Origin of the sequence: Comamonas odontotermitis, assembly GCF_040396735.1 — a bacterium.
GTDB lineage: Bacteria > Pseudomonadota > Gammaproteobacteria > Burkholderiales > Burkholderiaceae_C > Comamonas > Comamonas odontotermitis_C.
In genome coordinates this window covers 80,202-104,882 of the sequence record NZ_JBEBNZ010000008.1, presented here as the reverse complement: position 1 = coordinate 104,882, position 24,681 = coordinate 80,202, and the positions used below count along the sequence as shown (strand labels likewise).

Sequence of the window (24,681 nt, the reverse complement as noted above, 5' to 3'; positions counted from 1 at the left end):
GTTTCAGTTTGCCTAAGGGCTTCCTCTGGATTTGCGAATTGGCAAGCTGGTTTTTGGAGAGCATCCTCGGAGGCACTCCATAAACACAGATCCAAGGAAAACAGACATGTCCCAAATGCTCGAAGGCAAAGTCGTCATCGTCACCGGCTCCGGCGGCGGCATTGGCCGCGATATGGCGCTGGCCATGGCCAAGGAAGGCGCGAAGGTCGTGATCAACGACATCGGCACCTCGACCAGTGGCGAAGGCCATGACGACGGCCCCGCGCAAAAGGTGGTCAACGAGATCAAGGCTGCTGGTGGCGAGGCCGTGGCCAACACCGACAGCGTCTCCGATGCCAACGCCGCAGCCCGCATCGTGCAGTGCGCGGTCGACACCTTTGGCAGGGTGGACGGCATCGTCAACAACGCCGGCATACTGCGCGACCGCTTCTTTCACAAGATGAGCGTCGATGAATGGGACGCCGTGATCAAGGTGCACCTGTACGGCAGCTACTACGTGGCACGCGCTGCGGCCAACCACTTCAAGGAACAGGAAAGCGGCGCCATGGTGCACATGACGTCCACCTCGGGTCTCATCGGCAACCTGGGGCAGTCCAACTATGCAGCCGCCAAGCTGGGCATCGTGGCACTGTCCAAGAGTATTGCGCTCGACATGGCCAAGTTCAACGTGCGCAGCAATTGCATCTCGCCCTTTGCCTGGAGCCGCATGATCGGCTCGATCCCCACCGACACGCCAGAGCAGCAGGCCCGTGTGGACAAGTTGAAGCAGATGACGCCCAACAAGATCGCGCCGCTGGCTGTATACCTGCTGAGCGACCAGGCCAGGGACGTGAACGCGCAGGTGTTTGCGGTGCGCAATAACGAAATCTTCCTGATGAGCCAGCCACGCCCGCTGCGCTCGGTGCACCAGGGCGAGGGCTGGACACCCGAAGACATCGCCAGCCACGCCATACCTGCGCTGAAATCGTCCTTTGTGCCCATGGAGCGCTCGCCGGAAGTCTTCAGCTGGGACCCGATCTGAGCCCCATCGCTCCAGCGACGCTGCACCGTGCCCGCCGGTGTGGCGCACCATAACAACCAGAGAGACAAGCACCATGGCCATCCACTACCAGCAACTCAAGAACCGGGCGTTCGAGCCGGTGCGCCAACACTACACCCAGCGCGACACCATGCTCTACGCACTGAGCCTGGGCGTTGGCAACCACCCGCTCGACGCCGCGAATCTACCGCTGGTGTACGAAGGCATGGACCAGCCACTTCAAGCCCTGCCCACGATGAGCTCGGTACTGGGCTACCCCGGCTTCTGGATGAAGCAGGAGGACAGCGGCATCGACTGGGTCAGGCTGGTGCATGGCGAGCAGCGCACCACCATCCACCAGCCCGTACCGGTGGAAGCCAAGGTGGTAGGCAAGACGCGGGTCACACGCATCATCGACAAGGGCGCTGGCAAGGGCGCCATCGTCGTGAGCGAGCGCAGCCTCGAAGGCGAGGACGGCACACTCTACGCCACGCTGGAGCAGGTCACCTTCTGCCGTGGTGACGGCGGCTACAGCCAGGCGCAGGGCGGCCAGCCCAGCGACGAATCGCTGCCCGCCCTTGCGGCCACGCCCGATACCGCTCCCCAGTGGACATTCGAGCACCGCATCCGCCCCGAAGCGGCCCTGCTCTATCGCCTGATGGGCGACTACAACCCGTTGCATGCCGATCCCCGCGTAGCCCAGGCCGCCGGCTTTGAAAAACCCATTCTGCACGGCCTGGCCACCTACGGCATGGTCGGCCACGCCCTGGTGATGACAGCCTGCGGAGGCGATGCCAGCCAGTTGCGCAGCATCCATGCACGCTTCTCATCCCCCGTCTATCCGGGCGAGACACTGCGCACCGAGATCTGGCAGAACGGCAAGTCACTGCAGTTCCGCGCGCTGGTGGTGGAGCGCAACATCGTTGTGCTCAGCCATGGCAATGGCAGCGTGGCCTGATGCCCACCCAAGGCCGCCAGATCGCGCTGGCAGATTTGGACCTGGCGCAGTTCATCCGCGCGGGCGACACCATCGTCTGGGGACAGTCGGCCGCCGAGCCGCTGTCGCTGATGCAGGCCTATGTGGCACAGCGCCATCGCTTTGCCCGCACACGGGTGTTTCTGGGTATTGGCGGTAGCGCCACCCTGCAGCCTGCGCATGCCGATGCCATCGACATGACAGGCTATGCCGCAGGCGGCTCGCACCGCACTCTGGGCATGGCGGGCGTGCTCGATCCCGTGCCCTGCCACTACTCGCAGATTCCCTTTCTGATCGCCAGCCGCCGCATTGCGGTGGACGTCGTATTTGTGCAGGTATCGCCCCCCAACGAAGCTGGCGAATGCAGCCTGGGACTGGCACACGACTATATGGCTGCAGCCATGCGCAGTGCCCGCTGCGTGATTGCCGAAGTCAATGCCGATGTACCCTGGGTGCATGGCGCCACGCTGCGCCTTGATGAGATTGATGCCTGGGTGCAGAGCGACCAGCCCGTGGTGGACGTGCCCGCAGGCAGATCCGGCGAGGCCGAAGCCGCCATTGCCCGGCATATCGCCGGCCGCATCGAAGATGGCTCCACCTTGCAGCTGGGCATTGGCAACCTGCCCGATGCGGTACTGCAGGCGCTGCACGGGCACCGCAACCTGGGCCTGCATAGCGGCACCCTCGGTGACCGCGCGGCGGATCTGGCCGAGGCTGGCGTCATCACCAACGCCAACAAGGGCATCGACGCCGGTGTGAGTGTGACCGGGCTGCTGATGGGGACCGCGCGCACCCGCCGCTGGGCCCACCGCAACCCCGCACTGCGCATTGCCGGCACCGACTACACCCACAGCGCCCGCGTGCTGGGGCAGGTCAACAAGCTGGTGGCCATCAACGCCGCGATCGAGGTGGACCTGACCGGCCAGATCAACGCCGAGGTGGTGGCTGGCCAGTACCTGGGAGCCGTGGGCGGCGCCATGGATTTCCTGCGCGCCGCCGCCATCAGCCCCGGCGGGTTGCCGATCGTGGCGCTGCCTGCCACTGCACGTGGGCAGTCGCGCATCGTCGCTCGGCTGTCCGGCCCGGTATCGACGCCACGCGCCGATGCCGGCCTGATCGTCACCGAACATGGCGTGGCCGACCTGCGCGGCCTGAGCCTTTCCGGGCGCATGCAGGCCATGCTCGCCATTGCAGCGCCAGAACACAGAGACACATTGAGCGCCAGCGCTCGACAGTATTCCGCCTAACGCTATCAGAATTGAGGAGACAAGCATGCGCAGAGCAGCCATCGTGACCCCCTTGCGAACCCCCGTTGGCACCTACGGCGGCAGTCTGCGCCCCGTATCAGTGGAAGAGCTGGCCGCCACCACGGTACGCGCCGTGGTGAACAGAAGCGGCATCGACCCCAGCCGTATCGATGACGTGGTGTTTGCCCAGTCGTACGCCAGCAGCGAAACGCCCTGCGTGGGCCGCTGGGCCGCATTGCAGGCAGGCCTGCCGGTGGAGGTGCCGGGCATGCAGTTGGACCGCCGGTGCGGCGGCGGCCTGCAAGCCGTGGTAACCGCCTGCATGATGGTGCAGAGTGGCGCTGCCGATGTGGTGATTGCGGGTGGTGTGGAAAGCATGAGCAATATCGAGTACTACACCACCGACCTGCGCTGGGGCAAGCGCGCGGGCAATGTGACCATGTACGACCGCCTCGACCGGGGACGCGAGCGCTCGCAGCCAGTGGAGCGCTTTGGTGCCATCTCCGGCATGATCGAGACCGCCGAAAATCTGGCGCGCGACTATGGCATCAGCCGGGAAGCTGCCGATGCATTTGCGGTGCGCAGCCACCAGCGCGCCGCTGCCGCCTGGGAAGCGGGCCGCTTCAACGCCGAGGTGGTACCCGTGAGCGTTCCGCAAAAAAAAGGCGACCCTAAGCTGTTTGAATGCGATGAGGGTTTCCGTGCAGACGCATTGATGGACAGCCTGGGCAAACTGCGTGCGCTGATGAAGGGCGGCACCGTCACTGCGGGCAATGCCAGTCAGCAGAATGATGCCTCTGCGGCCTGCCTCATTGTGGCGGAAGACAAGCTCCGCGAACTGAACCTGACCCCCATGGCCAGCCTGGTAGGCTGGGCCGCCGCAGGTTGCGAGCCATCGCGCATGGGCATTGGCCCGGTGCCTGCCGTCAAGAAACTGCTGGCCAAATTGGGGCTGTCCATGCACGACATGGACCTGGTCGAGATCAACGAAGCCTTTGCCTGCCAGGTGCTGGCCGTGCTCCAAGGCCTGGAATGGGATGACCCCGAACGCCTGAACGTGAATGGCTCAGGCATCTCGCTGGGCCACCCCATCGGTGCCACCGGTGTGCGCATTCTGGCTACCTTGCTGCACGAGCTGGAACGCCGCAAGGGCCGCTACGGGCTCGAGACCATGTGCATCGGCGGCGGCCAGGGCATTGCCGCCGTGTTCGAGCGGTATTGACCCTGCGGCGCAGCGCGCTTTTTCCGCAAAACACACCAGCGTTCAAGGCCCGGTGCAATACCAGCACTGCACGATGGAGCAGACTTTAGGAGACAAGACATGACCACTTTCACTCGCCGCAGCCTGCTGGCTGCTACCGCAATCGCCTGTGCGGCATTTACCGTCTGCGGCTCTGCGCATGCCCAAGGCTCGGGGGCGCCTGTGCGCTTGCTCGTGGGCTACTCTGCGGGAGGTCCGGTGGACCAGGGGGCTCGCCTTTTTGCCATTGCGCTGTCCAAGGAGCTCGGTCAGACCGTGGTCGTCGAAAACAAGACCGGCGCCAACGCGACCCTGGCAGGCAGCGAAGTGGTGCGCGCCAAGCCTGACGGCCTGACCCTGTGGTTTGCCGCCAGCCCCACCATCACCATCAGCCCCAATGTGATGAGCAAGATGCAGTTCGATCCTGCCAAGGATCTGACTCCCATTGCGCCGGTGCTGAGCTACTACAATGTGCTCGTCGTCAACAATGACCAGCCTTTCAAGAATACGCAGGAGCTGGTCGCGTACGCCAAGGCCCACCCCGGCAAGCTCAACTATGCGTCGGCCGGCGTTGGCGGCTCCAACCACCTGGGCGCGCTGCTGTTTGCCAAGCGCAGCGGCATCGAGATGAACCATGTGCCCTACAAAGGCAATGCCCCGGCGATGACCGACGTCATCGGCGGCCAGATCAACATGATGCTCGACATCATCAGCACCGCCAGCACCTACATCCACAGCGGCAAGGTGCGCGCCATTGCCGTCACCTCGCCGCAGCGCAACCCCTCGCTCCCCAACGTTCCCACGTTTGCCGAAAGCGGCATCGAGGGTCTCAAAGGCTTTGATGTGGGCGGCTGGTACGGGGTGTATGGCCCCAAGAACATGCCCGCCGATCTGACCGCCAGGCTCAACAAGTCCATCAACGCAGCGCTGGCGCAGCCCGAGCTCAAGGCCAAGTACAAGGATCTGGGCTATGACGAGTGGGTGGGCAGCCCCGAAAGGCTGGCCGAACGAGCCGCGCAGGAGCGCCAGATGTGGTCCACCGTGACCCAGGGCATTGTGATTGACTGATTACGCTTTGCAGGGCACTGTCGTGCTTTCAATTGCGGGCCGTGCGGCCCCTTGCAGACGCTGAGAGAAATGAGAAGAACCGATGGTTGACCGTATTCACGAACTGCTGGAGCGCTGGCTGCAGGAGGCGCCCGACCGCCCTTTTATCCATCTGCCCGATCGCGTCCTGAGCTACGCCGATCTCGGCCAGCTGGTGGACGCGCTCGAAGCCGAGCTGAGGAGCCAGCAGGTGCGCCCCGGCGACCGCGTGCTGGTCGTAGCCGAAAACTGCCCCGAACATGCCGCCCTGCTGCTGGCCGCCAGCCGCGTGGGTGCCTGGGCCTGCGGCGTGAATGCGCGCATGGCGCCAGGTGAGGTGCGCGCCTTTGCCGACAAGGCCGATGCCCGCATCATCTACTTCACCGACGGAGTCTCCAAGGCCGCGGCTGCGCATGGCGAACGCTTTGGCGTTACGCCTTCCTGCGTGCCGGGTCTGGCGCACAGCGCCGTGTTTGCCGATGCCCGGCCCGAGCCCGAGCCGATGGGCAACCCGGTGGCGGCTATCATCTTCACGTCCGGCACCACTGGTGCGCCCAAGGGCGTGATGATGAGCCACCGAGGCGTGGCGCATTTCGCGCGCGTGTCAGCGCAGTCGCGTCAGTTGGGGCCACAGGACAAGGTCTACGCCTTTGTGCCGATGACGCATATCTTCGGCCTGGGCACCGTGCTGCTGGCATCACTGCATGCGGGTGCGGCGCTGGAGATGCGCAGCCAGTTCGAGCCCGCCGACCTGATCGACGCACTGGCCCACCACGGTATCACCCAGCTGCAAGGCCCGCCCACCCTGTTTGCACGCCTGCTGCAGTATTGCGAGCAGCAGGGAATCACCCGCCCCGCAGCTCCCCAGCTGCGTTATCTGTACACCGGGGCAGGGCCGCTCGATCTGGCCCTCAAGCAGAAAGTCGAAGCGCTATTCGGCCAGACACTGCACCATGGTTACGCCATGAGCGAATACGCGGGCTCGCTGCACCTGACACGCATGGAAGAAACCCGCAGCGATACCAGCGCAGGCTATTGCATCGAAGGGGCCGAGCTGAAGATTGTGGACCCGAACACCGGTGCCACCCAGCCATGCGGTGAGCGGGGCGAAATATGGGTTCGCGGCACGGGTCTGATGCCCGGCTATTTCCGCGATGCCGAGGCCACGGCGACCGCACTGCGCGACGGCGGCTGGTACGCCACGGGCGACCTGGGCGAGCTGCACGCCGATGGCGCGCTGTTTGTGGTGGGGCGCCTCAAGGAGATGATCATCCGCTCGGGCTTCAACGTCTACCCCAGCGAGGTCGAGCATGCGCTGCACAGCTTCCCCGGTATCCAGCGCGCTGCCGTGGTGGGCCAGAAAGAGGCTGACGGTAACGAGGCGGTGATCGCTTTCATCGTGCAGGATGCCAGGCATCCGCCAGATGCCGATGCGCTGCAGGCGCACCTGCGCGAACACCTGGCGCCCTACAAGCGGCCTGCGCGCATCATTGTCATCGACGACCTGCCCGTCAACGCCAACGGCAAGGTCATGAAGCGCGAACTGCAGGCTCGCTTGGAATCATCCTGATACTATCAAAACAATAGCATTCAGTGCTTTCTAGTGGGGCGAGGATGCTATTTTTTCCATGAACTCATTCAGGCTTGCTGTCGACAGCTCGCCCACGCGCATGCCCTGCAACTGGCCGTTGGCATCGTAGAACAGGGTCGTCGGCAGCGCGCGGCTGCCAGCCACCTCGGTCATGGCATTTCTCGGATCCAACAGCACTTGTGCATCCGGCAGGCCAAAGCCGCGTGCGGCAGCCAACGCCACCTCGGGCTTTTCCTGCTGGTTGACCCACAGGAACTGCACCTGCGGATACCGGCGCTGTGCTTCGAGCAGCGCCGGCATTTCGCGCACGCAGGGTGTGCACCAACTGGCCCACAGATTGATCACCGCTGGCTTGCCCTTGAACTGATCGAGTGCATGTGTCTTCGCATCCAGCGCTACCAATTGCAGCGCTGGCAGGGCCTTGTCGCTGCCCGACAATTGCTGCACCAGTGCATTGCCACCCAGCCACAATGCGCCAAACAGCGCCGCAGCACCGGCCAATGGCTGAAAGACGGCCTGCTTGCGCAGCCACAGCCACCAGATGTATACGACCGCCACTGCCAACGCGGCCCAGGGCTCCCAGCCACCGTCACGGATATTGATGATGGATAGCGGCTGCGCCAGGTACTCATCGGCATACCGCGCCACAAAACCTGCGCGCGCAGCCACCAGGGCCAATAGCGGCAACAGCCAGACGTGGGGTGCGACGGTCAAACCTCGCTTGCGCGCCCAACGCGTATACAACTGGTCAGCCGCCAGAAACGCCAGCAGCAAGACCAGCAAACCCCAGGGCAGTGCAAACGGCCCAACCTGCAAACTGGCACTCATGAATGTTCTCTTTCCAGTCAGAAAAAAAGGGCTGCAGAGGTCATCTGCAGCACCTGTGTATCTGCTGTCAGAGTGCCCGGCCCGCCATTGGTTCCCCGCAAGGGCAGCGCGGGTAGCTGCTGCCCCAGGATTTCACCATGCTCGGCGGCCGTATATCGTGTGCGGACTCATTCGCCCAAGCAGCGGGCAGGGGCCCGCCCCCATAGCAGCTGGCTTACTGGTCCTCGCTCACGAGCTTGATGTTGCAATATGCTTGCAGCCCTTCGATGCCGCATTCGGATCCCCAGCCGCTTTCCTTGATGCCGCCAAATGGCGCCTCGGCCATCGAGATGTTCAAGGTATTGATGCCCAACATGCCGGTTTGCACGCCGTTGGCCAATTGCTGGCGCACGCCGCTGTCCTGCGTGAAGGCGTAGGCGGCCAGGCCATACTGCAGGCGGTTGGCGCGGCGCAGTGCCTCTTCCATCTTGTCCACAGGGTTGATGAGCGCCACCGGGCCAAACGGCTCTTCGTTCATCAGGCCTGCGTCTTCATCGACATGGCTGAGCACCGTGGGCTCCCAGAAGAAGCCCGCGCCCGGCATGCGCTTGCCGCCCGTATGCAAGGTGGCGCCGCGCTTTTGCGCGTCGGCGATCAGGCGCGTCAACGCTTCAATGCGGCGCGGGTTGGCCAAGGGCCCCATGTTGCTGGCCTCTTCCAGGCCATTGCCCACCTTGAGCTGCTTTGTGCGCTCCACAAATGCCGCTACAAAGCGGTCGAACACCTCGCGGTGCACATAAAAGCGCGTGGGTGAAATGCAGACCTGCCCCGCATTGCGGAACTTGCCCGCAACCAGCGCATCAGCGGCCTTGGCCACGTCGACATCCTTCCAGACAATGACCGGCGCGTGGCCGCCCAGCTCCAGCGTGGCGCGCTTCATGCTCCGTGCGGCCTGGGAGGCAAGCATCTTGCCCACCGCAGTGGAGCCAGTGAACGAGAATTTGGCAACTTCAGGCTGGTCGAGCAGGTAGCCCGATACTTCCGCTGGCACGCCGAACACCATGTTCAGCACACCCGCTGGCAGCCCAGCGTCGTGCAGCACCCGCACCAGTTCCTGCGCAGTGGCTGGGGTTTCTTCTGCAGGTTTGAGGATCAGCGTACAGCCCGCAGCCAGCGCCCCTGCGATCTTGCGAGCGGGAGTGATGGCGGGAAAATTCCACGGTGCAAAGGCGGCGCAGACACCGACCGGCTCATGGTGCACGGCAATGCGCTGGGTAGGCGTCTTGCCGGGTACCAGGCGGCCATAGTTGCGGCGGCCTTCTTCGGCGTACCAGTCATAGGTGTCGGCGGCGGCCAGTACTTCAAGCCTGGCTTCGCGCAACGGCTTGCCCTGTTCCAGCGTCATGCAGGTGGCAATATGGGTGGCACGTTCGCGGATCAGGCTGGCAGCCTTGCGCAGGATGTCCGAGCGCGCAAGCGGCGATGTGCGTTTCCAGCCTTCAAAGGCCGCACTGGCCGCCTGCAATGCAGCCTGCAGATCGGCCTGGCTGGCGTGGGGAAGATCGCCCAACACCGATTCGTCCACAGGGTTGAACACCGGCTCGCTCTTGCGCCCCTCGGTAGGCAGCCATTGGCCGTTGATAAACAGCTGCAATTGTGGATAAGCATGGGACATGGTCGGCTCCTGCGGGTGTTTTGGGTGCATGAATCGGCCTGTCTGAAGCGAAGGCCGATGCATACTGTGGATAAGTCTGTGTCTATTTCTTCACCAGAGCGCATTTGCCATCGGCCATGGGGCGGAAGGCCTTGTCGCCAGGGATGGTGGCAAGGATCTTGTAGTAATCCCATGGGCCTTTCGACTCCTCTGGCGACTTGACCTGGGCCAAGTACAGATCGTGCACCATGCGGCCATCTTCTCGCACATGGCCGTTCTGGCTGAAGAAGTCTTCGAGCTTGTTGGACTTGAGGTACTTGGTTACCGCCGGTCCATCATCAGAATTGATAGCTGCAACCGCCTTCAGGTACTGGGTTACCGCAGAATATGTGCCTGCATGCACCATGGACGGCATGGTTTTCTTGCCCATGCGCTCAAAAAAGCGCTGCGAGAAGGCGCGCGTCTCGGGGGTGCGGTCCCAGTAGAAGGCGGTGGCAAATGTCAGGCCCTGGGCGGTCTTGAGGCCGAGGGAGTGCACATCCTGGATGAACATGAACTGCGGCGCCACGGTCTGGTTCTTCATCAGCCCGAACTGGTTGGCCGACTTGATCGCGTTGATGGTGTCGTTGCCCGCACTCACCAGCGTAACGACAGGTGCCTTGGACTCCTGCGCCTGCAATACAAACGAGGAGAAGTCGCTGGCATTGAGTGGGAAGTTGGTGCGTCCCACGATCTTGCCGCCGCCCTTGCCGACGATGTTGGTCACCGTCTCGGCTCCTGCTTTGCCAAAGGCATAGTCCACCGCCATGATGTACCAGTCCTTCTTGCCTTTTTCCAGCATGGCATGTGCCACGCCGCTGGCCATTGCATAGGTATCGTAGGTGTAGTGAATGGCGGTGGGAATGCAGGCCTCGCTGGTCAGCGCGTCCGAAGCGCCTCCCGAGGTGAGGATGAGCTTTTTGCGTTCCTTGGCAAGGTTGTAGACCGCCATGGCGACGGCAGAGTTGTTCAGGTCCACCACCACGTCCACACCTTCGGTGTCGAACCAGGTGCGCGCGCGGCTCGCCCCCACGTCGGCCTTGCCTTGGTGGTCTGCAAAGACCACCTCGATCTTCTTGCCTGCCACCGTACCGCCAAAATCCTCGACCGCCATCTTCGTGGCCTCGACCGAGCCTCGTCCAGCCGTGTCGGCATAGGGGCCGGACATATCGCTGAGCACCGCGATCTTCACCACATCACCCGATATGCCTTGCGCCTGCACGGGCAATGCCGCAGCGGCAACAGAGGCCGCAAGCGCGGCGATGGCTGTCAAACGTTTCATGGCTAGTCTCCTTGATGTAGGGAATGGATCGGCAGTCTGTTGTCAGGATTTCTTCACCAACGGGCAGGTGCTCTTGGACAGCGGACGGAAGGCCTCATCGCCGGGAATGGTGGACACGACCTTGTAGTAATCCCATGGCGCCTTCGATTCCTCAGGCTTTTTCACCTGCACCACATACATGTCGTGCACCATGCGGCCATCCTCGCGCACGTAGCCGTTCTGCGAGAAGGCGTCGTTGATCTTCATCTTCCGGAGCTGCGCCGCCACGGCAGGCCCATCGTCGGTACCGGCCTCCTTGACGGCCTGCAGGTAAGTCATTACGGCGGAATAGTCGCCCGCCTGCACCATCGACGGCATCTTCTTCATGCGTTCGAAATAACGCTTGGCCCATGCGCGCGATTCGGGCGTGCGGTCCCAATAGAAAGCAGTGGCGAAGGTCATGCCCTGACCGTATTTGAGGCCCAGGCCATGGATGTCGTTGATGAACATCAGCTGCGGCACCAGCACCTGGTTCTTCGTCAGGCCAAAGTCGTACGCCGCCTTGATGGTGTTGACCGTGTCGTTGGTTGCATTGGCCAGCGTCACCACCTGCGCCTTGGATGCCTGCGCCTGCGTGACGTATGAGGAAAAATCGCTGGCGTTGAGCGGGTGCGCCACCTGACCGGTGATCCTGCCACCGCCCGCTTCCACAAACTCCGTCGCCGTGGCAGCCATGGCCTTGCCCGCTGCGTAGTCGACCGAGATGATGAACCAGTCCTTCTTGCCTTGCGCCAGCACGCCCTTGACGGCGGCGTTGGTCATGGCATAGGTGTCGTAGGTGTAGTGCACCAGGGTGGCGCCGCAGTGCTCGTTGGTCAACGCAGTCGAGACGGCGCCGGTGTTCATCACCATCTTGTTGCGCTCGCGTGCCAAGCCGTTGACCGCGATGGCGACTGCGGAGTTGTTCATGTTCATGACCATGTCCACACCGTCGCTGTCGAACCACTGGCGCGCCTTGGTCGCAGCCACGTCGGCCTTGTTCTGGTGGTCGGCAGAGACCAGTTCGATCTTCTTGCCCAGCACGGTGCCGCCGAAGTCGGCGATGGCCATCCTGGCGGCTTCCACCGAACCTTTTCCCGCCGTGTCGGCATACAGGCTCGACATGTCGCTGAGCACTGCGATCTTCACGACATCTCCCGAGATGCCCTGCGAATGCGCTGCAAGGCACGCCAATGCAGCGGCCAGCCCCAGTGTGGTTTTCCTCATGTTCTTGTCTCCGATTCTTATTGAGCCCCTGATGCTAGAGGTTTATGGCGCAGCAGCTTTTGCCTTTGCAAAGCCGTGCCTTAGCCTGAGCCAAAGCCCTGAAAACCCTAAGAACGTGTTTGTGATATGGCACCTGTTTCAGGTTGTCGCCTGCGTTGATCAAGTCGCGCCAAACCCCCTCTTCCGCAACCAATAATTGCGTGCCGGGGTGAAATCGCCCATGCTCCACCATCCGCCCGATACCGCAATACCGAGAAAGACAACGCAATGACACCTTCGATGTCAAGCCAATACCAGGCCGCGCTCGATGCAGGCAGCTTCCAGATCCAGCGCTGCACGGCCTGCCACAAGGCCATCTTCTATCCTCGCGAACTGTGTCCGCATTGCGGCAGCGACCAGCTGGCCTGGGAACAGCCCTCCGGCCAAGGCACGGTGTACTCGACCACCGTCATCCGCCGCAAGGCCGAGGCCGGAGGCGACTACAACGTGGCACTGGTCGATCTGGCCGAAGGCCCGCGCATGATGAGCCGCGTCGAAGGCATGGCGCCAGCCGATGTGAAGATCGGCATGGCGGTGCGCGCACAGGTGGTGCAGCACAATGGCAAGGGCTTGGTGGTATTCAAGGCCGCATAAGAACGAAAAGGACAAGCACATGGCACAAGTACACACCAGCTCCGGCCTGCGCGCGCTGCGCGGCAAGGCGGCCATCACCGGCGTTGCCACCTATGGCTGCGGCGAGGCTCCAGGCTCTGACGACATGATGCTGCTGGCGCGCGCCGCGCATGCCGCCGTGGCCGATGCGGGCCTGACCATGCAGGACATCGACGGCCTGGCGACCTGCAGCGTCAATGCCACCATGTGGCCCATGCCGGTCATCGAACACCTGGGCATCAACCCCAACTACATCAACGGCACCATGGTGGGAGGATCGAGCTTCATCGCTCACCTGCTGCCATCGATCATGGCGCTCGAAGCTGGCCAGTGCAAGCATGTGCTGGTGTGCTACGGCAGCGCGCAGCGCTCTGCCGCCTTTGGCCGCAAGGAATCGACTGCTGCACGCAAGTTCATGGATCCGCAGCCCTTCGAGCACCCCTTCGAGCCCGTGATGCCGGTGGCAGCCTATGCCATGGCAGCCGCACGCCATATGCACCAGTACGGCACCACACGCGAGCAGCTGGCTGCCGTGGCGGTGTCGGCCCGCCAATGGGCACAGAAGAACCCCGAAGCCTTCATGCGCGACCCACTGACCATTGAAGAGGTATTGGGCGCCCGCATGATTGCAGACCCGTTCACCGTGCGCGATTGCTGCCTGGTGACCGACGGCGCCGGCGCCTTTGTGCTGAGCCGCGCCGAAGACGCCAAGGCCGGCCCCAACGCCCCCATCTATGTGCTGGGCAATGCCACGGCCTGCTGGAACCGCCAGATCTCATCCATGCCCGACCTGACGGTCACCGCCGCCAGCCAATCGGGCGCACAGGCCTTTGCAATGGCTGGACTGCAGGCTGCAGACATGGATGTGGTGGAGCTGTATGACGCCTTCACGATCAACACCCTGCTCTTTCTGGAAGACCTGGGCTTTGTCAAGAAAGGCGAGGCGGGGGCCTTTGTTGCCAGCGGCGCAATTGCTCCCGGCGGCAGCCTGCCGGTCAACACCAACGGTGGAGGACTGTCGTGCGTGCATCCAGGCATGTATGGCATCTTTGCATTGATCGAAGCCGTGCGCCAGTTGCGCGGCAATTGTGGCGAACGCCAGATCGCAGGCGCCCAGCTGGCCCTGGCCCACGGCAACGGCGGCACGCTGTCCAGCCAGGCCACGGCGATCCTCGGCACGGCCGCAACCTTGTGACAGGACAGCAGACATGATCCGCGATAACGAAACCCTGGAAGCGCTGCTCGACAGCGTGCGCCGCTTTGTGCGCGAACGCCTGGTACCGGCCGAAAACGAAGTGGCCGAAACCGATGAGATTCCCGAATCCATCGTGCAGGAGATGCGCGAGCTGGGCCTGTTCGGCCTCACGATCCCCGAAGAGTTCGGCGGCCTGGAGCTGACGATGGAAGAGGAAGTGCGCGTGCTGCTGGAGCTGTGCCAGACCTCGCCCGCGTTCCGCTCGGTGATCGGCACCACCGTGGGCATCGGCTCGCAAGGCATTCTGATGGATGGCTCCGACGCGCAGAAAGCGCAGTGGCTGCCCAAGCTGGCCACCGGCGAGGTGATCGCCTCGTTTGCGCTGACCGAGCCCGAAGCTGGGTCGGACGCCGCATCGCTGCGCACCACGGCCATCAAGCAGGGCGACCACTACATTGTCAACGGCACCAAGCGCTTCATCACCAATGCGCCACACGCCGGCATGTTCACGCTGATGGCGCGCACCAACCCGGCCGACAAGGGCGCGGGGGGCGTGTCGTCCTTCATCGTTGATGCAAAGACGCCCGGCATCAGTTTTGGCAAATACGACAAAAAGATGGGCCAGCGGGGCGCGCACACCTGTGACGTGATCTTTGACAACGTGAAGGTGCCCGCCGCAAACCTGATCGGCCTGCAGGAGGGTCGGGGCTTCAAGACCGCGATGAAGGTGCTGGAAAAGGGTCGCATCCACATCGCCGCCGTGGCCGTGGGCTGCGCCAAGCGCATTCTGCGCGATGCGCTGCAGTATTCGCTGGAGCGCAAGCAGTTCGGCCAGCCAATTTGCGATTTTCAGCTGGTGCAGGCCATGCTGGCCGACAGCCAGGCAGAGCTGTATGCCGCCGAGTGCATGACCATTGACGCCGCCCGCCGGCGTGACGATGGCCAGACCGTGTCCACCGAGGCGTCGAGCGCCAAGATGTTTGCCACCGAAATGTGCGGCCGCGTGGCCGACCGTGCCGTGCAGATATTGGGAGGCGCGGGCTACATGGCCGAATACGGTATCGAGCGCTTCTACCGCGATGTGCGCCTGTTCCGCCTGTACGAAGGCACCACGCAGATTCAGCAGATCATCATTGCGCGCAACATGGTGCGCGAAGCGAGGGCCAACGCATGACCCGCGAGTTCGAGCTGCGCTTGGTGGCGCAAAGCATGGAGACTACCCGATGAGCACGGTAGATCGCCAGCACATGAGCATCGAGGACATGAACAGCCGCGTGCCTTTCCTGCGCCTCATCGGTGCCAGGCAGGATCCGAACTTTGAGGACGGTATTGTGCGCGTGCACCTGCCCGATCTGCGCGAAGACCTGTGCAACCAACTGCCTGCGGCGCACGGCGGCATTCTGATGACCTTGCTGGATGTAGCCATGTCGCGCGCGGCCGTACTGGCGCCTGGGGCGCCATCAAGCACCGCAGTGACGGTGGAGATGTCTTCGCGCTTCATCTATCCAGGGCGCGGCCCGCTGGTGGCTGAAGGCTGGGTCATCAACCAGGGCCGCTCGCTGTGCACGTGCCAGGCCAACATCTATGATGCGGAGCGCCGCATTCTGGCCACCGCGCAGGGCACCTTCAAATACTGGAAGGCGCATGCCTACGACAAGCCCTCCGAAGGCAGTGCATAAGGCGGTGCATAACGCAAGGATTTGTGGATAAGCAGGCCGTCATCGCTTGTCCATCCGACATCGGCAGCGATTGAAACCATCGTTATCCACATGAAAAACGCGACCCTTGGGTCGCGTTCTTTTATTCACAGGCTACCTGACCTATTGGCGCCGGGCTTACTTGGCGTCCGGCAGCTCGATCTTGACTTCCAGCACTTCCAGGTTGTCCTGGCGCTCCAGATTGACGCGGACATCGTCCGGATTGACTGAAACGTACTTGGCGATCACAGCCATCAGCTCTTTTTGCAGAGCAGGCAGATAGTCGGGCTGGTTGTTGCTGCGGCCGGTGCGCTCGTGCGCCAGAATGATCTGCAGGCGCTCTTTTGCAACCGAGGCCGTCTTCTTCTTTTCACCCAGGAACAGGGACAGCAAGGACATGGCACTTACCTCCCGAAAATGCGTTTGAAGAAACCAGGCTTTTGCGCTTCGATGAAGCGCATCGGCTTGTCTTCGCCCAGAAAGCGCGACACCACATCCTTGTAGGCTTCCGATACGTCTGTTTCAGGCAGGTTGATCGCAGGCGTACCCTGGTTGGAGGCCTGCAGCACCGATTCGGACTCGGGAATCACCCCGATCAGCTTGATGCGCAGAATGTCCTGGATATCCTCCAGCGACAGCATCTGGCCATCCTGTACGCGGTTGGGGTTGTAGCGGGTAATGAGCAGGTGTTCCTTGATCGGGTCGCCACCGTCGATGGCTCGTTTCGTCTTGGAGCTGAGCATGCCCAGGATGCGGTCGGAATCGCGCACGGATGAGACTTCGGGGTTGGTCACCACCAGCGCTTCGTCTGCAAAGTGCATGGCCATCAACGCACCGCTTTCGATACCGGCGGGCGAGTCGCAGACGATGTAGTCAAAATCCATCTCCGCCAGATCCTTGAGGATCTTCTCGACGCCTTCCTGCGTCAGCGCATCCTTGTCACGGGTCTGCGACGCCGCAAGGATGTAGAGGTTTTCCAGCTGCTTGTCCTTGATCAATGCCTGGTTCAGGTTGGCCTCGCCCTGGATCACATTGATCAGGTCGTACACCACGCGGCGCTCGCAACCCATGATCAGATCGAGATTGCGCAGACCGACGTCAAAGTCGATCACGGCCGTTTTGTGGCCCTGCAATGCCAGACCAGCCGCAAAGCTTGCACTGGTGGTAGTTTTACCAACTCCGCCTTTGCCGGAAGTTACAACGACGATTTTTGCCATCTTTTGATCCGTTCTCTTTACGTCCTCAATTGTTCAATGCCCGGTGGGCCGTCTCCAAAGCTCACCATCCCAGGCCGCCTATAGCGGCTCAATCAGCAGTCTTTCGCCATCCAGGCGCACCATCGCAGGTTTGCCTGCCACATCCGGCGGCAAGTCTGATTCAACGGTACGGTAGATACCGGCAATCGATACCAGTTGCGGCTCAAAACAGGTGCAATAAATGCGGGCCGACGTATCACCCCGCGCACCGGCCACGGCTCGTCCGCGCAACGGGCCATACACATGCACATTTCCGTCGGCAATCACTTCGGCACCAAAGCTGACAATGGCGTTGACCACCACATCGCTGCCTGCCGCATAGACCTGCTGGCCCGAGCGCATGGGTTTGTCCACCCGTACGGTGGTCTTGGCCGGCAATTGCACTTCCTTGACCACTTCCACTTCGTGGATCACCTCGCGCACTGCGGGCTCTTCCGCAGCAGTTGCGCGCACCGGTGGCGCCTCGGGCGCGGCAGTAAGGCCAGCCGCACGGGCGGCCTGCATCTGCTGCGCATTGCCGCCACGCACGGCCACCGGCATGGTGCGGTACTGGCGCAGCAAGGCCGTCAGCGCCTCGAAGTCGATGGGCGTTTCTGCGTCGCGCACCTGTACCAGGTCAATCAGCACGGGATCGTTGTCGAACAGCTCCGAATCACTGCCGAAGCGCTCCGAAAACTCGCGCGCCAACTGCTCGGCATCTGTCGAACGCAACGCAAATGCGACCACTGGCAACTGGGCGCTTTTCATATCAAAACCGCTGCGCTGCGTCGTTTCACCTGACATGGATGTAGTAGCCGATCTATGGACTGGACATGAATCGGCAAAGTGTAACCTGCCATGCAGCGAATCGCCGCTGCGCTCCACCGGTTTTAAGGCCAAAGCGCCATTGCGGCAACACTCTTTTACCAATCCTGCAGGCCAAACACGGTCAATTACCGCTAATTACCAGCACTTGAACAAAAAAAGAGGCGCCAAGGCGCCTCTTGCTGCGTTTTACACGCTCAGTGCAGTTTGTGCCCGCAGTTCCCGCAGAACATGTCGTCAGCGGCAACCACTTCAAAGCAGTTGCTGCAGCGCGGCAAAGGCGCCTGGGTGGCTGATTGTGCTGGCGTTGCCGTGGACGTCGCTCCGGGTACAGCAGCGCCAGAAGGCGTGGCTACCGGGGCTGGCGGCGAGACGGGCGCCACAGGTGCTGGTGCTTGCACCGGCGGAACAGGTTCCACGGATGCCTTGGCTGGTTGCGGCGCCGGCGCAGATGCCTCCGTGGCGGCCGGGGCGACAGGGGTCACTGCCGGACCTTGGGAGCCTTGAGCCGTCGGGGCATGCGCTGCCTGCGCTGCCACATGGGCGGTGGTTGCCACGGCAACCCCCCGGCCAGCCGCCGCACTGGTAGCAGCCGGTGTTGCTGCAGGGCTTGCAGCAAAGATGTCCGCCGGGTTGGCGTTCTGGCCAGCAGCGCCCGGCACACCCGCGGATGGCGCTGCTCCTGCTTGGGGAGCATGTGTCTCCGTATGGGTGGCATGGCGCACCTTGTCGGCGGCTTCACGGGCCATGTCCTGCGCCTGGCGGGCTTTTTCGCGCGCCAGGGCAATGCCGGCCTGCAGGCTTTCTTCAGTAGCCTTTTCATCCAGGCCATCCGTCACCATCAGGTAGATGATGTTCATTCCCATGATCATGACCTGCATGGTCAGGGCCATCAGCACTGCAAACAGAATGACGGTGGACAGGGTGCCCGCGACCAGATGGCCATTGAATGCCATCGGGCCAAATGCGCCGCCGCCAAAACCTCCCAGCATGGTAGGGCCGATGATGGCGCTGGCCAAGGCCGTCATGTATGCAAAGCCCGGCATGAAGCCGGTAAACAGCACCAGCGCAATGATGCCGACCACCACATACAGCGCCAGCAGCATCAGCACCAATGGCACCAGGCGTGTACGCACCACGGACACCACCAGCGAGACCGCGCCCTTGAGGCTGCGGCCATCCCAGATGGCTGGTGCCAGCAAAGGCGCAGCCACCCAGTACAAGGCAATGAAGAACACCGATGCAATGATGACCATTGCCGGATGGGCAAAGAACAGCAGGATCGGCCCGATGAAGGGGATCTTGCAGATGAAGTAGACCAGGGCCCCCACCAGACACAGCGCCAGCACCAATGCCAGCACCAGCAGGCCGAACAGGATGAACTTGGGTACGCACAGCAGGCCTGCCCTCAAGGCATCGGCAATGCTGCGCTCTTCCACATCCTTGGCCTTGTCCTGCAGCAGGATGCCCACTGCCGATGTACCTGCCCAGAACACAATGAGGGCTGCAACGAAAAAGAGGAAAGCCAGGAACACGCTGCCCATGCGGGTGGCCAGCATCTGGCCGCCCATCAGCACCAGCCCGCCGGCCAGCCAGGTCAGAAACGACAGACCGAGCACGCGCCATTGCGTCAGCCCCTCGGCCGCCCGCATCAATTGGCCAAAGTCAATCGACTTGAGCATGGATTTGGTGGAAGACATGCAATTCTCCTTTTTCTACTTGAGCGGCCACCGTGCCATGCGCACTGTGGCCCCCTGCTATGCAGCGCTGCTGCGAACTGTATCCATGGCAGGCCGCACAGGTGCGCGCCCCGCCATTCAGGTAAAGCGAGCGTCAGTTGATCGTGCTGACCCAGGGCCTGGCCTGGATCACGAAATGCTCAATCCCTGCCGGCACGTTTTTGTCGGCCGATTTCTTCACTTCCACCGGGTTGCCGGCTTCGGTGGGCGCAGTGCCGGACTTCAGGTTCACCTTCTTGGCCCGCAGGTCGCGGGGTGAGACGGTGACATAAATCGTGGCGCCCCCACGGTTATCAGCCATCAACGTGGCAATGTCCTTGATGGCCGTCATCGCATCCTTGTGCTCCTGGGTTGCCTTGGCAGCCCAGGGAAGATCGATCACCACCGAGTCGAGCACCTTGATATTGCGGGTGCCATTGGCCTGGCCGGACTTGAAAACCTGCTCGGTCGTCACCGTCTCGCTCGCACCGATGCGCTGCTTGACGGGCAAGGCAGCCATGGCCTCCACCGCACGTTGGCGCAATTCATCGGCGCTGGTGGTCTCCGCCTGCATCTTCTGCTCCCACTCGGTAAACACCGGTGGTACAGCCGGTTCCCGGCAGCCGGGAGGCGACGCCACGCCGCACTCCACCTGAACAGCGCCTTGGGTTGCTGGCGGCGCCGCTTCCTGTGGCGGAGCCACACAGCCTGCCAGCAGCACGGCAGACATCAATGCGGAAATTTTGAACATGAACTTCACAACTCTCTCCTTCAATTCAACAAATCATCCAGGGACTGCTTGCGCGCTGGCTTGCGCGGTGCAGGACGCGCGGGCGCCGGCTCAGCCACGGGTGCAGGCACTGCTTCTGCAGGCACGGCGACGACTGCATCTGCAGCGGGCACGGCCTCCGGCTGTGGCGGGGCAATGGATTCGTTCGGGGCCAGTACGGCCTCAGCAGGCAGCGCAGCCGGAGCAGGGGGAGGCTCGATCGGTGCAGCAGCTGGCGCGCTGATGGCGGGTTTGTCCACGGGAGCTGCCTTGCGCTGCTGCTGGCTCTTCCACCACCAGGCACCACCGCCAGCCAGCAAGGCGAGCGCCAGCCCTCCCAAGGCAATCCACTTGCCTGCACCACCACCGGCCTCTGGAGCCTGCGGCATGGGGTTGCGTTCCGTGGCGGCTCTGCGGGGCCGGGCCTCCGGGGTGCTGTTGGCAACAGGTTTGACGGTCTTATCGACCGGCTGGGCCGGTGGCGCCGTTACAACGGTCGCGGCGGGCGCTGCCGCCTTGCCAGTCACCAGCCAGTCATTGCCCAGCTTGCCTTCGTCGGTTGCAGCCGTGCGCAGGCTGGGAGCGGCTGCCACCGTGCTGGCAGCGCTGCCGCCAATCACCATGGCCGGGCTGGTATCGATGCGCTCGCCATTGCGTTCTGGCGCAGGCGCGCTGCTGTCCTGCACATTGCCAAATACCAGGATGGCCTTTTCCTCTTCTGGCGACAAAGGGTCTTCGTTGTCTCGCCGAGCCTCTTCAAAGTTGGGAGCCTGCTCAAACCGGCAGCCGCACTTGCCGCAAAACCGGGCATCGCCCTTGCACAGTGCCCCGCAATCGGGACAGGTGGTGTAGGCCGGAGCAGAAGCAGCAGGCTTGCCTCTGCTCGCTGCTGCCGGCGCAGAAGCTGGTACAGCTGCCTCTACCTTGCAGCCGCATTTTTTGCAGAATTTGGCACTTGGCGGCAATTCTTCTCCGCATTGCACACAGTCCATGGGTACGCCCTCCAAAACCGGTATGCCGTTGCAAACGGCACACCATATTAGTTTTCAATGTCAGTTTCATTATCCATTCCCAGACCGCATGATGCCAGCAGTGGCCGTGCATGCGGGCAAAAGCAGGGCCCGCTACTGGGGAGATCCACAGTTGCGAAGGCGGTCTCGGCCGGGCGCAACGATATGCCTTGCTGCAGCTTTTAAAGAGTTTCCCTCTCTCTACAGGTGCTGCCAAATTCACTATGATGCAGCACCTTTTTTACTTCTGGCAGCGTGCAGGCATGGCTTGTGCAGCGGGCTGCCTCTTCATCGACCATGTCCGAATCCTTTCTCCCCCGCTGGCGCGAAGTGCGTCCCGGCACCGATGATGTTGTCGCGCCCGATGAGCGTCTGCCCTGGCCGCAGACCTCGGTCATGGGGGTGCAGCATGTCATCGCCATGTTCGGCTCTACCATTCTGGCGCCGATCCTGATGGGCTTTGACCCGAATGTCGCCATTTTGATGAGCGGCGTGGGCACGCTCATCTTTTTCCTACTGACCGGAGGGCGGGTGCCCAGTTACCTGGGCTCCAGCTTTGCCTTCATCGGGGTGGTGATTGCGGCAACCGGCTATGGCGGCTCCGGCGCCAATGCCAATATCGGCGTGGCCTTGGGGGGCATCATGGCCTGCGGTCTGGTCTATACCCTGGTCGGCTTTCTGGTGCAGGCCATCGGCACGCGCTGGATCGAGCGCTTCATGCCCCCAGTCGTCACGGGTGCCATTGTTGCGGTGATCGGCTTGAACCTGGCCGCCGTGCCCATCAAGAACATGGCCTCCAACAACTTCGAAAGCTGGATGCAGGCACTGACCTTTGTCTGCGTTGGCATGGTGGCTGTCGTGACGCGCGGCATGGTGCAGCGCCTGTTGATACTGGTGGGGCTGATCGCGGCATCCGTCATCTACGCCGTACTCACCAACGGCATGGGCCTGGGCAAGCCGGTCGACCTGAGCGGCGTCGCCAATGCGGCATGGATCGGTATGCCGAACTTTGCGGCACCGCAGTTCAGCGCGCAGGCAGTTTTCATGATCGTTCCAGTCGTGATCATCCTGGTGGTGGAAAACCTGGGCCATATCAAGGCCGTCACCGCCATGACCGGCAAGGATCTGGACCGCTACATGGGCCGTGCCTTTATCGGCGACGGTGTTGCCACCATGGTCAGCGGCAGCGTGGGAGGCACCGGCGTCACCACCTATGCAGAGAATATCGGCGTGATGGCCGCCACCCGCATCTACTCGACCGCCGTCTTCATGGTGGCCGGCGTCATTGCCCTGCTGCTGGGCTTTTCGCCCAAGTTCGGTGCGCTCATCCAGGCTATTCCGTTGCCCATCATGGGGGGCGTGTCGATTGTGGTGTTTGGCCTGATTGCAGTGGCGGGTGCCAAGATCTGGGTCGACAACCGGGTCGACTTCTCGCAGAACCAGAACCTGATCGTGGCGGCCATCACCCTGATCATCGGCACCGGTGACTTCACGCTCAAGTTCGGCAGCTTTGCCTTGGGTGGTATCGGTACCGCAACCTTTGGTGCCATCATCCTCTACCAATTGTTCAATCTGGGAAGCAAGCGCTGATACTGCACCGCTCCATGCATTCGTCTTCCAGCAAGCCCGGCCATGCCCGGGCTTCTTTTTTTGGAATGCACGGATCGAGCATCGCCGAGGCTGCGGCCAAGCAAGGCAGGCAGCTATCGCCACACCCCAGTTACCGCATTTTCAGCAGTCGGGTATTTGTCCGAATAATCGTTTCATAGGCAACGACTGCTAAGATTTGCGCGTTTTTCGCGGCACCCTGCCCGTGATACACCCCAGAAAACAAAAACACCGTATTGGAGCTCCCATGTCGTTGAATGACCGTGTGCGCTACGGCGCCCTGCATACCCGCATCATGTCGGCACAACAGGCAGCCGCCCTGATACCCGCAGGAGCCAATGTGGGCATGAGCGGCTTCACGGGCGCAGGCTACCCCAAGGCACTGCCACAGGCGATCGCCGCCCACGCCCAGGCCGAGCATGCGGCTGGCAGGGCCTACAAACTCAATGTATGGACAGGGGCCTCCACCGCCGCCGAATGCGATGGAGCCTTGGCCAGTGCCCATGCATTGGGCCAGCGCCTGCCATTCAATACCGATCCCACCGCGCGAAAGGCCATCAACGCCGGGGAAATCGACTTCATCGACATGCATCTTTCGCATGTGGCGCAGCATGCATGGTTCGGCTTTCTGGGGCACATGGATGTCGCCGTGGTCGAAGTGCTGGGCATCACTGCCGATGGCCTGCTGATTCCGTCCACGGCGATAGGCAACAACAAGACCTGGCTGGAGATTGCCGACAAGGTGATCCTGGAAGTGAACACCAAGCCGTCCGCCAGGATGGAAGGCATGCACGATGTCTATTACGGCACGGCCATTCCGCCGCGCCGCGTGCCGATCAACATGACGCATGCGGATGACCGCATTGGCCAGCCCTATCTGAAGGTCGACCTGGACAAGGTGATCGCCGTGGTGGAAACGCACAAGGGCGACCGCGACAACGTGTTTGCCGCGCCCGATGCCAACTCCAGCACCATTGCCGCGTCCATCATCGATTTTCTCTCCCACGAGATGACGATGGGCCGACTGCCCAAGGAGATGCTGCCCATCCAGTCCGGTGTCGGCAATGTGGCCAATGCCGTGCTGGCAGGACTGCTCACGGGGCCTTTCGACAACCTGCTGGGCTTTACCGAGGTGCTGCAGGACGGCATGCTGGAACTTCTGCGTGCCGGCAAGATGAGCCGGGCCTCCGCGACCGCGATCTCCCTGTCGAGCAGCGCGTACCAGGATTTCGAGGACAACATCGATTTCTACCGGGACCGCATCATCCTGCGTCCCCAGGAAATCTCCAACCACCCTGAGCTGGTGCGCCGCCTGGGTGTGATCGCCATGAATTCGATGATCGAGGCCGACATCTACGGCAACATCAACTCGACCCATGTGATGGGCTCAAGCATGATGAACGGTATCGGCGGCAGCGGTGACTTTGCCCGCAATGGCTACCTGTCGTTCTTCGTGACACCATCGGTCGCCAAGGGTGGCAGCATCTCCTGCATCGTGCCCATGTGCTCTCATGTGGACCACACCGAGCACGACACGCAGATCATCGTTACCGAGCAGGGCCTGGCCGACTTGCGCGGCCTCTCGCCCAGGCAACGCGCCAAGGTCATCATCGACCAGTGTGCCCACCCGGATTACCGCCCGATGCTGCACGACTACCTTGATCGCGCCATGAAGCAATCGGCCGGCCTGCACACGCCGCACATCCTGACCGAGGCCCTGTCGTGGCATCAGCGTTATCTGGATACCGGCTCCATGAAAATCGCCTGATCAGGCACCACTCCATGTCG

General features: G+C 62.4%; 22 protein-coding genes and 1 pseudogene. 12 read left to right on the top strand and 11 right to left on the bottom strand.

Annotation, left to right across the window (positions count from 1 at the left end):
• The first annotated feature begins 115 nt into the window (after positions 1–115).
• The 6 genes from ACH2DG_RS09645 (at position 116) to ACH2DG_RS09620 (ending at position 7,137) form a co-directional block, all read left to right on the top strand.
• A complete protein-coding gene (locus ACH2DG_RS09645) occupies positions 116–1,021 on the top strand; it encodes an SDR family oxidoreductase (RefSeq protein ID WP_395025817.1) in 906 nt (301 codons plus the stop codon).
• 73 nt (positions 1,022–1,094) lie between these two features.
• On the top strand, positions 1,095–1,976 hold the full coding sequence (locus tag ACH2DG_RS09640; RefSeq protein WP_395025756.1) for a MaoC/PaaZ C-terminal domain-containing protein: 882 nt from the start codon (positions 1,095–1,097) through the stop codon (positions 1,974–1,976).
• Complete coding sequence (locus ACH2DG_RS09635; protein ID WP_395025755.1) at positions 1,976–3,241, top strand: acetyl-CoA hydrolase/transferase family protein; 1,266 nt, start codon at positions 1,976–1,978, stop codon at positions 3,239–3,241. Before ACH2DG_RS09640 ends, ACH2DG_RS09635 begins: the two co-directional genes overlap by 1 nt.
• Positions 3,242–3,266: 25 nt before the next feature.
• Complete coding sequence (locus ACH2DG_RS09630; RefSeq protein WP_395025754.1) at positions 3,267–4,463, top strand: acetyl-CoA C-acetyltransferase; 1,197 nt, start codon at positions 3,267–3,269, stop codon at positions 4,461–4,463.
• 99 nt (positions 4,464–4,562) lie between these two features.
• Positions 4,563–5,549: a Bug family tripartite tricarboxylate transporter substrate binding protein gene (locus tag ACH2DG_RS09625; RefSeq protein WP_395025752.1), complete on the top strand. Its 987-nt coding sequence runs from the start codon at positions 4,563–4,565 to the stop codon at positions 5,547–5,549.
• Positions 5,550–5,631: 82 nt separating this feature from the next.
• A complete protein-coding gene (locus tag ACH2DG_RS09620) occupies positions 5,632–7,137 on the top strand; it encodes a class I adenylate-forming enzyme family protein (protein ID WP_395025751.1) in 1,506 nt (501 codons plus the stop codon).
• 30 nt (positions 7,138–7,167) lie between these two features.
• On the opposite strand, the gene ACH2DG_RS09615 is transcribed toward ACH2DG_RS09620, so the two are convergent.
• The 4 genes from ACH2DG_RS09615 to ACH2DG_RS09600 form a co-directional block, all read right to left on the bottom strand.
• The gene (locus tag ACH2DG_RS09615; RefSeq protein ID WP_395025749.1) at positions 7,168–7,986 is read right to left on the bottom strand and encodes a TlpA family protein disulfide reductase; all 819 of its coding nucleotides are present in this window, start codon (positions 7,984–7,986) and stop codon (positions 7,168–7,170) included.
• 214 nt (positions 7,987–8,200) lie between these two features.
• Complete coding sequence (locus ACH2DG_RS09610; RefSeq protein ID WP_395025747.1) at positions 8,201–9,640, bottom strand: NAD-dependent succinate-semialdehyde dehydrogenase; 1,440 nt, start codon at positions 9,638–9,640, stop codon at positions 8,201–8,203.
• Between the two features lie 82 nt (positions 9,641–9,722).
• A complete protein-coding gene (locus ACH2DG_RS09605) occupies positions 9,723–10,940 on the bottom strand; it encodes an ABC transporter substrate-binding protein (RefSeq protein WP_395025746.1) in 1,218 nt (405 codons plus the stop codon).
• A gap of 42 nt (positions 10,941–10,982) precedes the next feature.
• Entirely contained in the window at positions 10,983–12,185 is a 1,203-nt protein-coding gene (locus ACH2DG_RS09600; protein WP_395025744.1) for an ABC transporter substrate-binding protein, read from the bottom strand.
• Between the two features lie 267 nt (positions 12,186–12,452).
• Here ACH2DG_RS09600 and ACH2DG_RS09595 point away from each other — a divergent pair, with 267 nt between their 5' ends.
• Genes ACH2DG_RS09595 through ACH2DG_RS09580 form a run of 4 tightly spaced genes read left to right on the top strand, consistent with a single transcriptional unit; the run spans position 12,453 to position 15,710 of the window.
• Positions 12,453–12,818: a Zn-ribbon domain-containing OB-fold protein gene (locus ACH2DG_RS09595; RefSeq protein ID WP_224150885.1), complete on the top strand. Its 366-nt coding sequence runs from the start codon at positions 12,453–12,455 to the stop codon at positions 12,816–12,818.
• 19 nt (positions 12,819–12,837) lie between these two features.
• Complete coding sequence (locus ACH2DG_RS09590; RefSeq protein ID WP_395025741.1) at positions 12,838–14,031, top strand: thiolase; 1,194 nt, start codon at positions 12,838–12,840, stop codon at positions 14,029–14,031.
• A 13-nt stretch (positions 14,032–14,044) separates the two neighbouring features.
• Complete coding sequence (locus tag ACH2DG_RS09585; protein ID WP_395025740.1) at positions 14,045–15,205, top strand: acyl-CoA dehydrogenase family protein; 1,161 nt, start codon at positions 14,045–14,047, stop codon at positions 15,203–15,205.
• A gap of 49 nt (positions 15,206–15,254) precedes the next feature.
• Positions 15,255–15,710, top strand: a complete 456-nt coding sequence (locus ACH2DG_RS09580) for a PaaI family thioesterase (RefSeq protein ID WP_233464304.1) — start codon at positions 15,255–15,257, stop codon at positions 15,708–15,710.
• A 156-nt stretch (positions 15,711–15,866) separates the two neighbouring features.
• Here ACH2DG_RS09580 and minE read toward each other — a convergent pair whose 3' ends face one another.
• The 7 genes and pseudogenes from minE to ACH2DG_RS09545 form a co-directional block, all read right to left on the bottom strand.
• Entirely contained in the window at positions 15,867–16,127 is a 261-nt protein-coding gene (gene minE / locus ACH2DG_RS09575; RefSeq protein ID WP_184705154.1) for a cell division topological specificity factor MinE, read from the bottom strand.
• A 5-nt stretch (positions 16,128–16,132) separates the two neighbouring features.
• Entirely contained in the window at positions 16,133–16,945 is an 813-nt protein-coding gene (minD, locus tag ACH2DG_RS09570; RefSeq protein ID WP_395025739.1) for a septum site-determining protein MinD, read from the bottom strand.
• 78 nt (positions 16,946–17,023) lie between these two features.
• Positions 17,024–17,767, bottom strand: a complete 744-nt coding sequence (minC, locus tag ACH2DG_RS09565; protein ID WP_395025737.1) for a septum site-determining protein MinC — start codon at positions 17,765–17,767, stop codon at positions 17,024–17,026.
• 218 nt (positions 17,768–17,985) lie between these two features.
• A complete protein-coding gene (locus ACH2DG_RS09560) occupies positions 17,986–19,488 on the bottom strand; it encodes a hypothetical protein (RefSeq protein ID WP_395025736.1) in 1,503 nt (500 codons plus the stop codon).
• A gap of 133 nt (positions 19,489–19,621) precedes the next feature.
• Positions 19,622–20,257, bottom strand: a complete 636-nt coding sequence (locus ACH2DG_RS09555) for a hypothetical protein (protein WP_395025734.1) — start codon at positions 20,255–20,257, stop codon at positions 19,622–19,624.
• 20 nt (positions 20,258–20,277) lie between these two features.
• On the bottom strand, positions 20,278–21,003 hold the full coding sequence (locus tag ACH2DG_RS09550; protein WP_395025819.1) for a hypothetical protein: 726 nt from the start codon (positions 21,001–21,003) through the stop codon (positions 20,278–20,280).
• 69 nt (positions 21,004–21,072) lie between these two features.
• Positions 21,073–21,267 (bottom strand): annotated as a pseudogene (locus ACH2DG_RS09545) (zinc ribbon domain-containing protein); the annotation flags it as partial.
• 315 nt (positions 21,268–21,582) lie between these two features.
• Here ACH2DG_RS09545 and ACH2DG_RS09540 point away from each other — a divergent pair.
• Together ACH2DG_RS09540 and ACH2DG_RS09535 are read left to right on the top strand one after the other, a co-directional pair.
• Positions 21,583–22,875 carry a solute carrier family 23 protein gene (locus ACH2DG_RS09540; RefSeq protein WP_395025733.1) on the top strand — a complete coding sequence of 431 codons (1,293 nt, stop codon included), beginning with the start codon at positions 21,583–21,585 and terminating at the stop codon, positions 22,873–22,875.
• Between the two features lie 265 nt (positions 22,876–23,140).
• Positions 23,141–24,661, top strand: coding sequence for an acetyl-CoA hydrolase/transferase family protein (locus ACH2DG_RS09535; protein WP_395025731.1), 1,521 nt, complete (start codon positions 23,141–23,143; stop codon positions 24,659–24,661).
• Positions 24,662–24,681 lie beyond the last annotated feature (20 nt).